Here is a 14,914-nt window from a genome sequence, read left to right as displayed (position 1 = left end):
AAGCGGCCGCTCCCATGACCGGCGGGAGGATTTGACCGCCCACGGCAGCCGTTGCTTCCACTGCCGCGGCGAACTCCGGCTTGTAGCCGACGCGCTTCATCATCGGAATCGTAAAGGAACCGGTCGTCACCACGCTGGCGACGGCCGAGCCGTTGATCGACCCGTGGACCGCGCTGGCAATCACCCCTACTTTGGCCGGACCGCCCTTGCTGCTGCCGGCCAGCGCCAGCGACAGGTCGTTAAACAGGGTGCCCATGCCGGATTTGGAGAGAAACGCGCCAAAGATGATGAACAGAATGATGAACGACGCGGATACCGCGATGGCGTCGCCAAAAATCCCTTCCGTCGTCACGTACATGTAGTTGAAGATATCGCTCAGCGTATACCCCCTGTGGCCAAATTCGCCCGGCAGGTACGGACCGAGATAGGCGTACGCGACAAAAATGGCGGCCATCGCCGTCAGCTCCCAGCCGGCCACGCGGCGGGACGCTTCCAGCACCAGGAGACAGGTGATCGTGGCAAAGGTCACGTCCAGCGCAGACGGAATCCCTCCGCGGTTGACGATGTCCAGGTAATAGATAAAAATATAGCCGGCCGTGCCCAGAGACACCACGGCCAACACCGCGTCCAGAAGCGACAGATGTTTGCGGGACGCCTTTTTTCGGCCCGGGTACAGCAAAAAGATGAGGCATAACACGATGGCCACGTGCAGCGACCGATGCTTCAAGGTCACAAACGGAATCGCGTACGCGGCGTACAAGTGATACAGGGCAAAAGCGATCGCCACACCGGAGACCAGGAGGCGCAGCCACTTTTTCTCAAACACGCGGTAGCGGGCTTCCATGTCGTACTCCTCCAGGACAGCCTGGGCCTTGCTCTCGTTCAAGCGGATTTCCTCCTGGTTGGGCAGGTTTGCCTGCGTGCTCACCTACACGTCACTTCCTTTCTGCTTCAACCTGTATAGATACCGGTACCACCACGGGAACCACTTGACTGACAGCTCCAACGACGTACCCAGCGGCAATACTTCGGATAATTTCCACTGTTGGCCTCCCGCGGTCAGCTTGTAATCCTTCCGGGAGATGACATACAGGACGCTGTCCCGCTGTTCGTGAAGTCCGGATACCGTGATCCAGCCGTCGTGGACCGCGACAACCGCGTCGGCAAACGCGGTCGGAACGCCCGCTCCAAACGATTGAAACGAGGTCTCGGCCAGCTCCATGCCGCGCAGCCAATGGACCCGGTACGTTTCCCGCCACGGGGTCAGCTCCACCGAATGAACCCATTCCATCTCAAAGCGGTCGTCCATCCCGAGCGGCACCGCTCCGATGATCTCCTGCCGATGAAAGTCCTTCAGCAGCAAAAAGGGGTGGGGCCCTGTCAGGACGAGCCCCACAATGAGGAGGAACACGCGCATCGCCCATCTCTTCATGCTGTCATCCCTCCCGCATCCCTGGCGTATCTGTTTTCAAAATGATCGGGATTAGTTGAGAGCGCCGATTTCCTTGAAGTATTTTTCAGCCCCCGGATGGAGCGGCACCACCAGATTATTGCCTGCTTCCTTCGGGTCGATCTCCTTCGCAGCGCTGTGGGCGCCCTTCAGCGTGTCGAGGTTTTCAAAGAAGGCCTTGGTCAGCTTGTACACCTGATCGTCAGACAAGTCGCCGCGAACCAGCATCAAGTTGCGAATCGCGGCGGTCGGCACCGGCTGGTCGTTCTTGTACAGGCCCGCCGGAATTTCCGCCGACACGAAGAATGGGAACTGCTGCGCCATTTTCTCCACGTCTTCCTTTTTGATCGGCACGATCTCCACGTCCTTGGTGGTCATCAGGTCGATCACCGTGGAGTTCGGCAGACCGGATGTGACGAAGGCGGCGTCGATCGTGTTGTTCTTCAACTGCTCGACCGCCTCGGCGTAAGAGAGGTAGTCCGCCTTGATGTCGTTGTAGGTGAGGCCGTGCCCGGCCAGTACCATCCGCGCGTTTACCTCCACCCCGGAGTTGGGAGCGCCCACGCCGACGCGCTTGCCTTTCAGGTCAGCCACGGATTTGATGTTGCGGTCTTTCAGCGTGACGATCTGCACGTAGTTGAGATACAGGCCGGCCATGGCCTTCAGGTCCTTGACGGCGCCGGTATCCTTGAAGTTTTCCTGGCCATTGTAGGCAAACGAGGCCACGTCCGACATGACGAACGCCATGTCCGCCTTCTTGGTCTTCAGCAGGTTGATGTTTTCCACGGACGCGCCGGTGGATTGGACGGATGCGTTGTAGCCCAGTTTGTCCTTGTAGATCTTGGCCATCGCGCCGCCGATCGTGTAGTACGGACCGGAGCTTCCCCCGGTGGCGATGGTCAAAAACTTCTGCTCGGCAGCGCCGCCGGACGCGCTTCCTCCTCCCGGCGCAGGCGAAGATTGGCTGCTGCAGGCCGCCACGGAGAGCACCAGCAGCGTGGAAGACAAGATGGTCAGCATTTTCTTCAACACGACAATTCCCCCTTTTCTGGTTTGAAACCGTTTACACCCCTACTTGCAAGCAATTGTCGTGCCAACTGACACGCATGCCGAAACACGACGAATTTTGCCGTTTTTCCTGCCGCCGCCTATGAAAAACCGGCAAAAAAATCCCGCCCGCACGGAATTTTTTGCCGGTTCGACAATGGATTACGAGAATGACTCCGATTCCAGGTATTGTTTCAGTTTTTGCCGCAGCCCCCGCTCGCTGATGCCCAACTGATCCGCCGTCTTTTTCCGGTGGCCGCCGTTTCGCTCCAGGGTGTAGAGAATAATCCGCCGCTCCGCCTCCTCCAGGGACATGCCGGCCGGGATAAAGACGCCCTCCTGTCCGGCAGGGGCCGTCCGGCTGCCTGATGGCCGCTCGCTGACGGAAAACGGCAGGTCCTCTGTCGTGATGATCTCTCCCTGAGAAAGGGCGACCGCGTACTCGACGATGTTGGCCAGCTCCCGCACGTTGCCCGGATAGGAGTAGGCGTACAACCGTTTGAGCGCCTCCGGGCTGCACACTTTCTTTCCCTTGCCCAGATTGACGGCGTACAGGTCGAGGAAGTGCTCGATCAAAAGCGGGATGTCCTCGCGCCGCTCCCGCAGCGCCGGAGTGCGGATCGGGATGACGTTGAGGCGGTAAAACAGGTCTTCGCGAAACGCTCCCCGCGCCACTTCCTCCTCCAGATTCCGGTTGGTGGCGGCGATGATGCGGATATCCACCTCTTTTGCCTCGTAACCGCCGAGCGGCGTCACCGTCCGCTCCTGAATGACGCGCAGCAGCTTGGCCTGCAGGGCCAGCGGCATTTCCCCGATCTCGTCGAGAAACACCGTGCCGCCGTGCGAGCGCTCAAACAGTCCGATTTTACGCTGAAACGCCCCGGTAAAGGCCCCCTTTTCGTAGCCGAACAGCTCGCTTTCCAGGAGCTGCTCCGGGATGGCGGCGCAGTTGACCACCGAAAACGGCGCGTGTCTGCGATTTCCCTGAAAGTGGACGGCCCGGGCCACCAGTTCCTTGCCCGTTCCGCTTTCGCCGGTGATCAGGATGCTGGAGGTGATGTCCTTCACTTTCTCGATCAACTGGTAGAGCTTTTGCATCGGCTGGCTTTTGCCGATGAGCCCGGCATACGACTGCTGCTGCTTGACCGCTTCGCTCAGCACCTTTACCTGCCGGTGCAGATGCTGAAATTCCAGCGCCTTGTTTAAAAGCAGCCTGACCTCGTCCAGGTGCAGCGGCTTGGTCAGGTAGTGGTAGGCGCCGGCCTTCATGGCGGCGACGGAGGATTCGATCGTGCCGTACGCCGTCATCATGATCACGGTCACATCCGGCTTGACGCCTTTCAGCTTGGCGAGCAAATCCAGGCCGCACGTGTGTCCCAGGTTCAAGTCCAGCAGGACGCAGTCGATCGCTTCCTGCTGGACGACGGCCAGCGCGCTCGGCTCGTCTCCGGCCGTCCAGACCGTGTAATCGTCTTCCAGCGCAAACGACAGCGAGGCGCAGATGGCCGGTTCATCATCCACGATGAGCAAGTTGGGCATGGCTCTCCTCCTTTTCCTGTCGTTCAAACCATAGCGTAAACGTGGTTCCCTTCCCCTTCGCGCTGTTTGCCTCGATGCGGCCGCCGTGCTCCCGCATGATCCTGTCGCTCAGGTAGAGCCCCAGGCCGATTCCCTGGGCTTTGGTCGTATAAAACGGCTGGAACAGGTGGGGCAGCTCCTCCGGGTCCATTCCTTCCCCGGTGTCGCCCACCGCCAGTTCCACGCCGCCCGCCCCGCCGCCAGCGCGGATGGTCAGGCGCTTGCGGGGACTGGCCGCCATCGCTTCCAGCGCATTCATCACCAGGTTGATCAGCACCTGCTTCACCCGGGCGCGGTCGGCTCGAATCACCAGCTCGCCGGGCACCTCCACGACCACCTCCACCTGCTCGCGCTCCATCCGTCTGGCAAACAGGCCCAGCACGGAGCCGACCAGCTCCCGCAGCTCGACGTTCTGCATCTGCAACGGCTTGGCACGGGAGTAGTCCAGCAGGTCCTCCAAAATGCGGTTCATCCGCTCCATCTCTTCCGGCACGTACCGCAGCAGCTCCGCCCGGAAGCGCTCGTCGTCCAGCTTTTTCGGAAGCAGCTCGACGAACGTCTTGATCGCGGTCAGCGGATTGCGCAGCTCGTGGGCGATGCCTGCCACCAACTGGCCGAGCGCCCGCATCTTTTCCTGGGCGACCAGCCGGGCCTGCAGCCGCTTCTGCTCCGTCCGGTCCTGCAGGCTGACGATCCATCCCACGTGCTCGTGGGACGCGTTGGCAAACGGCGCCATGTAGTAGTGAAAGACGCGGATGGAGCCGGGCTCCCACTGAAACTCCCCTTCGTACTGACGAGGGGCCAACTGCTCCAGCGGCGTCTCCAACGGCAATTGCGGCAAGAGGGAGGAGATGTGGCGGCCCAACACGTCGTCGGACAAGGACAGCAGCCGGCGGGCCACCTGATTGACCAGCGTCACGTGGCCGCTCACGTCCAGCGAGAGGATGGCGCTCTCCGTGTTGTCCAGCACCTTGCGCTGAAACGCCAGCAGGTCGGCCAACGCCGCCGTCTGCCGCCGCACTTCCTCCTGCAGCCGTTTGTTCCAGGTAAAAATGGTCACCAGCGTCACAACCACGATCGCCATCGCGATCACCAGGGCGATGACCAGTTTTCGCCACCAGTCGGTGACATGCGGCGAATACGGTTCAAAGTACTGGCTGTACAGCCGCGTATAGGTGCCGTCCCGGTACAGTTGGTTCAGTCCTTTGTTCAGCTTGTCCAGCAGCTCGTAATTGCCCTCCCGCACGGCAAATGCGTAGTCGGTCGGGTTGATCAGGCCGGAACGCATCACAAAGTCGTCGCGCCTGCCCGCCTTGTCGAGGAAGTAGGCGGCGGTCCAGCGGTTGCCGATAAACGCGTCTGCTCTCCCCCGCATCAGATTGTCCAGGGCGTCCCTTTGGTTGAAGGAGACGAGCAGTTTCACCCTGCGGATGTCCTGCACCAGTTCCATGCCGGTATTCCCCCGCTGTACCGCCACCACCTTTTCCTTCAAGTGGTTCAGGGTGTAGATGTCGCTGTCGGCTTTCGGAACCAGCAGCACCTCGGACATGGTGAAAAACGATTCGCTGAAGTCGACGACCCGATCGTACCGGCTGGTGTATTTCATCCCCAGCAGGACATCCGCTTTGCCGTGCAGCAGGTAGGAGACGGCATCCTCCCACTCCAGCGGCACGAACTCCAGCTCGAAGCCGTTTTGCTCGGCGATGGCCCGGATCAAATCGACGTTAAACCCGGAGACATCGCCGTGTTCGTCCGTGTAGGAAAACGGGGGCAGCTCTTTGTCAAAGACGACCCGCAGCACGTCGCCGGCTGACGCATTCGCGGGATACAGCCAGACCAAAGCCAGCAGGGCGATGGCCCACCATCGTCGGTTCACAGCGCTGTCCTCCTTTCGTCGCTTCGTCTTTCACACGGCCGCCAACCGGAAGAGGCCCCTGCCTGGCAGAGGCCCCCATCGTCCCGGCGTTTTCTCCTGTAGGTGTCCCATCGTGCAGGTGTGTGAGCGGTCAGTTGTTGTGTAACATCTCAGCCGCCATGTCCGCCGCCTGTCTGATCCATCGCTTCTGTCGTCGGTTTGCTTGGGAACAGGCCGGACGTCGCGGTAATCGCATGTGCCGATCTGCACGCCGTCCAGGGTGTAGACAGAAAATACGCACCCGCGCAAATTGTCAGACGGACGTGTGCCGCGCACGGCCTCCGCGTACATCGCCCGCAGCGATTCCAGCGGCAGGTTGCTGTATTCGGCCGCCTCCGAACCGGTCGCCCACCTGGCCACTTCCTCGTCGTTTCGCCATTCAAACAGCCGCACCAGGTCCGCTTCCGTGACCGGGCGCAGCTCCACTCGCTCTCCTTTGATCAATCGGATCCCCGCCTTTCGAAATGATGTATGCGAAAGCGCTTGCAAAATCATTCAAGACATGCTGCATAAACACCACTCCTTTCCCTTCGGCGGATGTTTCCATTCTAGCAAAAAACCACTCCCCGGCAAAGGGAGTGGTCGTGTGGCGTCAACGTCTCCGCCGCAGTTCGGCCAGCACGTCGTCGAGCGGCAGCTTTTGCTCCCGCAGGAGAACCAGCAGGTGGTAGATCAGGTCGGCCGCCTCGTATCGCAGTTCGTCGTGGCTGCGGTTCTTGGCGGCGATGATCACCTCCGCCGCTTCCTCTCCTACTTTTTTCAAAATCTTGTCGACGCCCTTTTCAAACAGATACGTGGTGTACGCCCCTTCCGGCCGTTCCGCCTCGCGGGAGGCGATCAGCCGCTCCAGCTCGTTCAGGATGGCAAACCGGTCAGGGACGGGCGCCTGCTCCGCTCCCTCCGCCGCTTCCCCTCCGTGCGCGATCGCCCCGCCAAAGCAGGTGTACGAACCGGTGTGGCAGGCGGGGCCGTTGGGCACGACCTGCACGACCAGGGCGTCTCCGTCACAGTCGTACCGCATGGACACAATCCGCTGGGTGTGGCCGGACGTGGCTCCTTTGTGCCACAGTTCCTGCCGCGAACGACTCCAGAACCACGTCTCTCCTGTCTCCAGCGACTTCGCCAGCGACTCTTTGTTCATGTAGGCGAGCGTCAGCACCTCTTTGCTTACCGCGTCCTGCACGATGGCGGGAATCAGCCCGTTTTCGTCAAAGCGCAATTGCTCCCAGGGAATGGTTGGGGTCATGGCCGCACGACAACTCCTTTCGCAAGCAGGTACTCTTTGACCGCCTGAATCGATGTCTCTTCGTAGTGGAAAATGGACGCGGCCAGGGCGGCGTCCGCCTTGCCCTCCGTCAGCACGTCGTAGAAATGCTCCCGCGCGCCCGCGCCGCCGGACGCGATCACCGGAATGCCGACCGCCTCCGAGACCAGCCGCGTCAGCTCCACGCCGAAGCCTTTCTTTTCGCCGTCGTCGTCCATGCTGGTGAGCAGAATCTCGCCGGCGCCGAGCGCTTCCGCCTCCCGCGCCCAGTCGATCACGTCCCGGCCCGTGGCGTTGCGTCCGCCGTGGGTGTACACTTCCCAGCGGCCGGGGCCGACACGGCGGGCGTCGATGGCGACCACGACACACTGGGAGCCGAACACCGTCGCCCCTTCGCGGATCAGCTCCGGCCGCAGCACCGCCGCCGTGTTGAGCGAGATTTTATCCGCTCCGGCGCGCAGGATGCGCTTCATGTCCTCCACGCTGTTGATCCCGCCGCCGACGGTAAAGGGAATCGTGATGTTGGCCGCCGTCCGTTCGATCACGTCCACCATCGTCTTGCGCCCTTCGTGGGAGGCAGAGATGTCGAGGAAGACCAGCTCGTCCGCCCCTTCTTCGCTGTACTTTTTCGCCAGCTCCACCGGGTCCCCGGCGTCCCGCAGTCCGACGAACTGCACCCCTTTGACGACCCGGCCGTCTTTTACGTCCAGACAGGGAATGATGCGTTTGGCCAGCATGCTACTCACGCTCCTCCATCCGGGATACCGCTTCCGCCAAGGTGAACGCGCCCGTGTAGAGGGCTTTGCCGACAATCGCCCCCGAGACGCCGTCCGCCGTGCAGGCAGCGAGCGTCAGCAGATCGTCCAGCGCGCTTACGCCGCCCGAAGCGATCACCGATTTGCCGGTGGCTTTCGCCAGCCCGGCGATCTCCTCCACGTTGGGGCCGGTCAGCGTGCCGTCCCGGGCGATGTCCGTGTAGATGAACGTCTCCGCGCCGTACGAAACCAGCCGCTTCGCCAGCTCCACCGCCGACACGTCCGTCGTGGTCAGCCAGCCGCGGGTGGCTACCATGCCGTTGCGGCAGTCCAGGCCGATCGCCACGCTGCTCCCGTACCGGCGCAAAATCCGTTCCGTAAACGGCTCGTCCTCAATGGCGGCCGTGCCGAGAATCACGCGGGCGACCCCCGCCTCGAGATAGCCGGCAATCTGCCCTTCCGTGCGGATGCCGCCGCCCACCTGCACCGGTACCGGCACGGTGCGGGCGATCTCCTTGATCAGTTCGCCGTTGACCGGCTGCCCCTCCTTGGCTCCGTCCAGGTCAACCAGGTGCAGCCAGGACGCTCCCTGGGCCACCCACTGGCGGGCCATCTCCAGCGGCGAATCGGCGTACACCGTCTCCTGCGCGTAGTCGCCCTGGAACAGCCGCACGCATTTGCCGCCGCGAATATCGATAGCCGGATAGATCGTAAACCTCATGCCTTTCCCCCCTCGCACCGTCCGGCAAAGTTGCGCAGCAGCCGCATGCCGGTGTCGCCGCTCTTTTCCGGATGAAACTGCATGCCGAACACGTTGTCCCGCCCGACGATGGCGGTGACGTCCTGATGGTAGTCGCTGGTCGCCAACAGCACGGCCGGATCACTCACCCGCACGTGGTAGGAGTGAACAAAGTAGACGTAATCCCCGCTTTTCACGCCTTCCAGGAGAGGGTGCTCCTGCTTCACCTGCAGTTGGTTCCAGCCCATGTGCGGCACCTTGTAGTCGCCGCGGAAACGGACCGCTTCCCCGCCCAACAGGGAGAGGCCGGTGTGCGTGCCGTGCTCTTCGCTTTTTTCAAACAGGAGCTGCATGCCGAGGCAGATGCCGAGAACCGGCCGGCCGGACGCCGCGTACGCGCGGATGCCCTCCTCCAGTCCAAGCCGGCGGATGTTGGCCATCGCGTCGCCAAACGCCCCGACTCCCGGCAGGATCACGCCCACAAAGTCGTCCAGCCGCTCCGGGCGGGAGACGAACTCATAGGCGTACCCAAGCCGTTCCAGCGCTTTGCTCAAGCTGTACAGATTGCCCATGCCGTAGTCGATAATGCCGATCATCGTTACAAAACCCCTTTGGTGGACGGTACGCCTTTGACGCGCGGATCGATCGTCGTCGCTTCGTCCAGGGCGCGGCCGAGCGCTTTGAAAATGGCTTCGATCATGTGGTGCGTATTGTGGCCGTAGTGCAGGATTACGTGCAGGTTGATCCGCGCCTCCAGGGCGAACTTCCAGAGAAACTCGTGCACCAGCTCGGTGGGAAACTGCCCGACCACCGGCGACGGGTACGCTGCCCGGTACTCCAGGTGGGGCCGGTTGCTGATGTCGATGACCACCTGCGCCAGTGCGTCGTCCATCGGCACGAAGGCGTTGCCGTAGCGCTTGATGCCCTTTTTGTCGCCCAACGCTTCGCGCAGCGCCTGGCCGAGGCAGATGCCGATGTCCTCGACGGTGTGGTGGTAGTCGATCTCGATGTCCCCTTTTGCCTTCACGGTCAGATCAAAGTGACCGTGGCGGGTAAACAGGTCCAGCATGTGGTCGAGAAACGGCACGCCGGAGTCCTGTCTGCTTTCCCCCGTGCCGTCGACGGCAAAGGAAAGGGCGATGTCCGTTTCGTTGGTCGTGCGCGCGATCTGCGCCGCCCGTCTGTTGTCGCTCATGATTGGTCACGCTCCTGCTCTTCTTTGGCAAAGTCGTTGAGCCGCTCCTGAATGGCCCGTCCGTGGGCGGCCAGCCCTTCCTGTTCCGCCAGGGCGACGATTTTATGGCCGTGCTCTTGTAGGTCCCGTTTGCTGTAGGACACCACGCTCGATTTTTTCACAAAGTCGTCCACCGACAGCGGCGAGGAGAAACGGGCCGTGCCGTTGGTGGGGATGACGTGGTTGGTGCCGGCGAAATAGTCCCCGACCGGCTCCGAGCTGTACGGTCCGAGGAAAATGGCCCCGGCGTTTTCCACCTTGCCCAACTGGTCAAACGGGTTGTCGATCATGATCTCCAGGTGCTCGGGGGCGAGCCGGTTGATCACCGCAAATCCCTCGTCCAGATCGTTCACCAGCAAAATGGCGCCATAATCGCGCAGCGCCGCCTCAGCGATCTGGCGGCGGGGCAGTTCGGTCAACTGCCGCTCCACTTCCTGTGCCACCGCTTCCGCCAGCGCGCGGGACGGCGTCACCAGCACGGCGGCCGACATCGGATCGTGCTCCGCCTGGGACAGCAGGTCGGCGGCCACGTAACGCGGGTTGGCCGTCTCGTCAGCCAGCACGACGATCTCGCTCGGGCCGGCCACCATGTCGATGCTGACCAGGCCGAATACCTCCCGTTTCGCCAGCGCCACGAAAATGTTTCCCGGCCCGACGATTTTGTCCACCGGCTTGATCTGCGCGGTGCCGTAGGTGAGGGCGGCGATCGCCTGCGCGCCGCCCACCTTGTAGATTTCGTTCACGCCGGCGATGCCGGCCGCCACCAGAATCGCCGGATTGATCCTGCCATCCGGTCCCGGCGGCGTGGCAATGACCACTTCCGGGACGCCGGCAATCTTGGCCGGGATGGCGTTCATCAGCACGCTGGACGGATAGGCGGCCGTCCCGCCGGGCACGTACAGGCCGACGCGCTTCAGCGGCCGGACGATCTGCCCCAGCACGGTGCCGCTTTCCTTGGCGGTAAACCACGACTGGCGCACCTGCCGCTGGTGAAAATCGCGGATGTTGGCCGCCGCTTCCGTCAGCGCGGCTTTCACTGCGGGGGCCACCAGCGCCTCCGCCTCGGCGTATTCCGCCTCGCTCACCCGAAAGTTCTCCAGCCGGACCCGGTCAAACCGCTCCGTATATGCCCGGACAGCCTCGTCTCCCCGCTCCCGCACGTCGGCCAGAATGGCCCGCACCGCTTCCTGCTGTTCGCGCGTTCCCGTTTCCACCGATCGTTTCGCGTCGAACTGATTGGCTTGCACAATTCGCATCATTGCCGGTCACCTCTCCTTTCCTAACGATTGGGGGCTCAGCGGGGGATGGCCTCCCAGAATTTTTGCGCGATGTCGTCCACGGCCTCGCTCTTCATCCGGTAGCTGGCCCGGTTGGCGATCAGGCGGGTGGTAATGTCGCAGATGTGTTCCAGTTCCACCAGCCCGTTTTCTTTCAGCGTGCGGCCGGTGGAGACGATGTCCACGATCCTGTCCGCCAGCCCGATCAGCGGGGCCAGCTCAACGGAACCGTTCAGCTTGATCACCTCGACCTGCTGCCCCTGCTCGCGAAAATAGCGGGAGGCAATGCGCGGGTACTTGGTGGCAACGCGGGGCGCCTCGGTCTGTCTCCAGCCGGGCAGGCCGGCCACCACCATGCGGCAGCGGCCGATGCGCAAATTGAGCAGTTCGTACACGTCCCGCTCCTCTTCCAGCAGCACGTCTTTTCCCACCACCCCGACATCGGCCACGCCGTATTCCACGTAGGTGGGCACGTCCGTCGGCTTGGCCAGGATAAACTCCAGGCTGGCGTTTTCGACCGGGATGATCAGTTTGCGGGAATCCTGCAGTTCCGCCGTCACCTGCAGGCCAGCCTGCTGCAAAAAGTGGACCGCTTCCTCAAAGATCCGCCCTTTCGGCATGGCAATCGTCAATTTTTGCGCATTGTCGGAAAGACTCATCTCCTACTCCCCCTGTCCCGTAAGGCAGATAAACTCGCCGTCGGCCTGCTCCCGGCACACCGCCGTCTCCGCCTGGTCGCGCACCAACCGCGTCACGACGACCCGTCCCTCCTGACGCAGCCGCTGCGCCTCGGCCAGCCCGTCTTTGCGCCGTTCTTCCGTGTAGCAGAGCAGCACGGGCGGCTGTTCCGGCGACGGGGCCAGCGACGTCACCTGCATCAGCCGGTCCATTTTAATGGCAAAACCGGTCGCCGGCGCGGGCCGTCCAAACTGGGCCAGCAAGCGGTCGTAGCGGCCGCCTCCCACCAGCGGCGAGCCCAGATCGGCCGCATATCCTTCAAACACGACGCCCGTGTAGTAGTCCAGGTTGCTGATCAGGTTGAAATCGAGCAGCAGCGCATCGGTCACGCCGTACGCCTCCAGCGCCTGCCACAGCGAGAAGACGTTCTCGACGGCCCGGCGCGCTTTGCCGTTCGCCGTCAGCTCGCGGGCTTCGGCAATCTTGCCTTTGCCCCCGCGCAGCCGCAGCAGCGCATGCAGCCGGCGCCGATCTTCCGCCGAAATGTCCAATTCGTCGGCCAACTGCCGGAATCCGACAAAATCCCGCTCGTACAGGAACCGGCGGAACTGGCCGCGCACCGCCTCGTCCGGCGCCGTCTCCTCCAGCAGTCCCTCGACAAAGTCAACATGGCCGATCGCGATCCGGAACGTCTCCACCCCGGCCGCCCGCAGACAGAACACGGCGAGGGCAATCGCCTCCGCGTCGGCGTCCACGGTCCCGTCCCCGACCAGTTCGATGCCCGTCTGGAAAAACTCCGCGTTGCGGCCCGCTTCCTTTTCCTGGGCACGGAATACGTTGGTCTGGTAATACAGGCGAATCGGCAGCGGCACATCCTTATATAAAGAAGACACGACGCGGGCGATCGGCGTCGTCATGTCCGGCCGCAGCACGACGGTGTGACCCTGTTTGTCCAGCAGCCGGAACATCCGGTCGGTCAGCGTCGCGCTCGCCATCCCCACCGTGTCGAAATATTCGAGCGACGGGGTGACGATCTCCCGGTATCCCCACCGTTCAATGCACTGCCGGAGCGCCCGCTCCAAATGCCGTTGTCTCGCCAGTGATTCCGGCAGTATGTCCCGCATCCCCAGCGGTTTTTCAAATCCCAACGGCTTTGTCATCGCTCTTCCCTCCACACCGATTTCGCTTTACTCTGCTAATATGGTAGCAAACTAAAGTGTTATGTAGAAGATTATCACGGAAACTCCCGGCCGTCAACCGCAACAGGAATTATCGGGCAATTCAATCATCTCGGCCGAAAACGAGCGCAGCGTCCGGAAACAGCGAAAAGCCCCGGACGCGTTTTTCATCAAACAGCGTCTGGGGCTTCTGACGAAACAATCATCCCGCAACTACTCCGGCCGGTCGGAACCTGCTTCCCGGATGATCTGCATCGGATTGCCGCCGACAAACGCACCAGGCGGCACGTCTTTGTGCACGACGGTGCCTGCCGCGACGATCGCCCCGTCGCCGATCGTCACGCCCGGCAGAATGGTGGAGTTGGCTCCCACCAGCACGCGGTCGCCGATGCGCACCTCGCCCAGCCGGTATTCGTCCACCAGATATTCGTGGGCAAGGATCGTGGTGTTGTAGCCGATGACGCAGTTGCGGCCGATTTTGATCAGTTCGGGAAACATGATGTCCATCATCACCATCAGGGCCACAGCCGTCTGCTCCCCCACCTCCATGCGCAAAAAGGTCCGATAGAGCCAGTTTTTCCAGGAGAGAAACGGCGTATAGCGGGCGATCTGAATCACGAGAAAGTTTTTGACCACTTTCCAAAAGCTGACGGTTCGGTACAACTGCCACAACGGGTTGGCCCCGTGGACGGGAAAGCGCCTGGTCTGTCTCATCTGCTCGTCCTTTCTGCCTCGCCTTCTACAAGTCGGAATCGCTGTCTTCCAGGATCATGTCAGACTGTTTCTTGGAAAAGTGGACGGCGGCATTGTAGCCCATCCGCTTCAAACGGAAATTCATCGCCGCCACCTCGATGATGACGGCCAGGTTGCGGCCGGGGCGGACCGGCACGGTAATGATCGGGATTTCCGTGTCCATGATCTTGATTTTTTCTTCATCCAGTCCCAACCGCTCGTACTGCTTGTGCGGTTCCCACAGCTCCAGTTGGACCACCATGGCGATGTTCTTCACATTGCGCACGGCGCCGGCACCGAACATCGTCATCACGTTGATGATCCCGACCCCGCGGATCTCCAGCAGATGCTGGATCAGCTCCGGCGCGCTGCCGACCAGTTGGCCGCCCTGGGTCTGGCGAATCTCCACGGCGTCATCCGCCACCAGGCGGTGCCCCCGCTTCACCAGCTCCAGCGCCGCCTCGCTTTTGCCGATCCCGCTCGAACCGATGATCAGCACGCCCACCCCGTAAATATCGGTGAGCACGCCGTGGATCGTCGTCGTCGGCGCCAGCCGGTTTTCCAGGTAGTTGGTCACTTTTCCGACCAGGGTGGTCGTCGCCAGCGGGGATTGCAGCACGGGAACGCCGCGTTCGTTGGAGACCTCCAGCACTTCTTCCGGGACCGGCTGGTTGCGCGTCACACAAAAACAGGGCGTCCGCTCCTGCATCAAGAAGCGCATCCGTTCCAGCCGTTCTTCCCGGCTCAACGTCTGAAAAAAGTTGATTTCCGTCAAGCCGAGGAGTTGGATCCGTTCGTCCGCGTAATAGGAGTAGTAGCCGGCGAGCTGCAGTCCCGGCCGGCTCAAATCCGTAACGGTAATCTCCCGGCCCAGCCCCTCTTCGCCGCTTAACACTTTCATATGGAAATGCTCTGCCAGATGACTCACTTTTGTCTTGCGCACGTTTGATCCCCCTTGGGCAATATCCTCGTCCTGTTTCTGTATTTTCATTGTAGCGAAACGGCCGCCAAAGCGACAACCTTTGGTCAAATGCAGAATTGTCGCATCATTTACATTTTTCGACTTA

Annotated in this window: 16 protein-coding genes (1 of these 16 running past the window's edge); all 16 read right to left on the bottom strand. The window is 61.8% G+C overall.

What is annotated here, in order from left to right; genetic code table 11:
- Positions 1-928 carry the 5' portion of a TRAP transporter permease gene (locus A6764_RS03530; protein WP_029100236.1) on the bottom strand. It extends 1,040 nt beyond the left edge of the window, so 928 of the gene's 1,968 nt are visible here — the first part of the coding sequence; the start codon lies at positions 926-928; the stop codon falls past the left edge of the window.
- Positions 929-1,432: a DUF1850 domain-containing protein gene (locus A6764_RS03525; RefSeq protein WP_065067343.1), complete on the bottom strand. Its 504-nt coding sequence runs from the start codon at positions 1,430-1,432 to the stop codon at positions 929-931. It lies immediately after the preceding gene.
- Positions 1,433-1,483: 51 nt separating this feature from the next.
- Positions 1,484-2,482 carry a TAXI family TRAP transporter solute-binding subunit gene (locus tag A6764_RS03520; RefSeq protein WP_319800800.1) on the bottom strand — a complete coding sequence of 333 codons (999 nt, stop codon included), beginning with the start codon at positions 2,480-2,482 and terminating at the stop codon, positions 1,484-1,486.
- A 177-nt stretch (positions 2,483-2,659) separates the two neighbouring features.
- Entirely contained in the window at positions 2,660-4,036 is a 1,377-nt protein-coding gene (locus A6764_RS03515; protein ID WP_029100239.1) for a sigma-54-dependent transcriptional regulator, read from the bottom strand.
- A complete protein-coding gene (locus A6764_RS03510; RefSeq protein WP_264622397.1) occupies positions 4,011-5,951 on the bottom strand; it encodes a transporter substrate-binding domain-containing protein in 1,941 nt (646 codons plus the stop codon). The genes A6764_RS03515 and A6764_RS03510 overlap by 26 nt, the downstream gene beginning before the upstream one ends.
- Before the next feature lie 30 nt (positions 5,952-5,981).
- Positions 5,982-6,434, bottom strand: coding sequence for a GNAT family N-acetyltransferase (locus tag A6764_RS03505; protein WP_083989832.1), 453 nt, complete (start codon positions 6,432-6,434; stop codon positions 5,982-5,984).
- Between the two features lie 148 nt (positions 6,435-6,582).
- Entirely contained in the window at positions 6,583-7,236 is a 654-nt protein-coding gene (gene hisIE, locus A6764_RS03500) for a bifunctional phosphoribosyl-AMP cyclohydrolase/phosphoribosyl-ATP diphosphatase HisIE (protein WP_065067347.1), read from the bottom strand.
- Positions 7,233-7,991 (bottom strand): imidazole glycerol phosphate synthase subunit HisF, encoded by a 759-nt coding sequence (gene hisF / locus A6764_RS03495; RefSeq protein WP_029100241.1) that lies wholly within the window; start codon positions 7,989-7,991, stop codon positions 7,233-7,235. Before hisF ends, hisIE begins: the two co-directional genes overlap by 4 nt.
- 1 nt (position 7,992) lies before the next feature.
- A complete protein-coding gene (gene hisA, locus A6764_RS03490) occupies positions 7,993-8,730 on the bottom strand; it encodes a 1-(5-phosphoribosyl)-5-[(5-phosphoribosylamino)methylideneamino]imidazole-4-carboxamide isomerase (protein WP_264622396.1) in 738 nt (245 codons plus the stop codon).
- Entirely contained in the window at positions 8,727-9,344 is a 618-nt protein-coding gene (hisH, locus tag A6764_RS03485; protein ID WP_065067348.1) for an imidazole glycerol phosphate synthase subunit HisH, read from the bottom strand. The genes hisA and hisH overlap by 4 nt, the downstream gene beginning before the upstream one ends.
- Positions 9,345-9,346: 2 nt before the next feature.
- The gene (gene hisB / locus A6764_RS03480; protein WP_029100244.1) at positions 9,347-9,943 is read right to left on the bottom strand and encodes an imidazoleglycerol-phosphate dehydratase HisB; all 597 of its coding nucleotides are present in this window, start codon (positions 9,941-9,943) and stop codon (positions 9,347-9,349) included.
- Complete coding sequence (hisD, locus tag A6764_RS03475) at positions 9,940-11,238, bottom strand: histidinol dehydrogenase (RefSeq protein WP_029100245.1); 1,299 nt, start codon at positions 11,236-11,238, stop codon at positions 9,940-9,942. Before hisD ends, hisB begins: the two co-directional genes overlap by 4 nt.
- Before the next feature lie 38 nt (positions 11,239-11,276).
- Entirely contained in the window at positions 11,277-11,918 is a 642-nt protein-coding gene (gene hisG, locus A6764_RS03470) for an ATP phosphoribosyltransferase (RefSeq protein WP_029100246.1), read from the bottom strand.
- Positions 11,919-11,921: 3 nt separating this feature from the next.
- Positions 11,922-13,097, bottom strand: a complete 1,176-nt coding sequence (locus A6764_RS03465) for an ATP phosphoribosyltransferase regulatory subunit (RefSeq protein WP_065067349.1) — start codon at positions 13,095-13,097, stop codon at positions 11,922-11,924.
- 231 nt (positions 13,098-13,328) lie between these two features.
- A complete protein-coding gene (locus A6764_RS03460) occupies positions 13,329-13,829 on the bottom strand; it encodes an acyltransferase (protein ID WP_029100248.1) in 501 nt (166 codons plus the stop codon).
- 25 nt (positions 13,830-13,854) lie between these two features.
- Positions 13,855-14,790: an HPr(Ser) kinase/phosphatase gene (gene hprK, locus A6764_RS03455; RefSeq protein ID WP_029100249.1), complete on the bottom strand. Its 936-nt coding sequence runs from the start codon at positions 14,788-14,790 to the stop codon at positions 13,855-13,857.
- Positions 14,791-14,914: the final 124 nt, after the last annotated feature.

It is taken from the genome of Brevibacillus sp. WF146 (assembly GCF_001673705.2).
Taxonomy (GTDB): Bacteria; Bacillota; Bacilli; order Brevibacillales; family Brevibacillaceae; genus Brevibacillus; species Brevibacillus thermoruber.
Note: the sequence above shows the minus strand (reverse complement) of the source record. Positions and strands in the feature narration are given on the sequence as shown.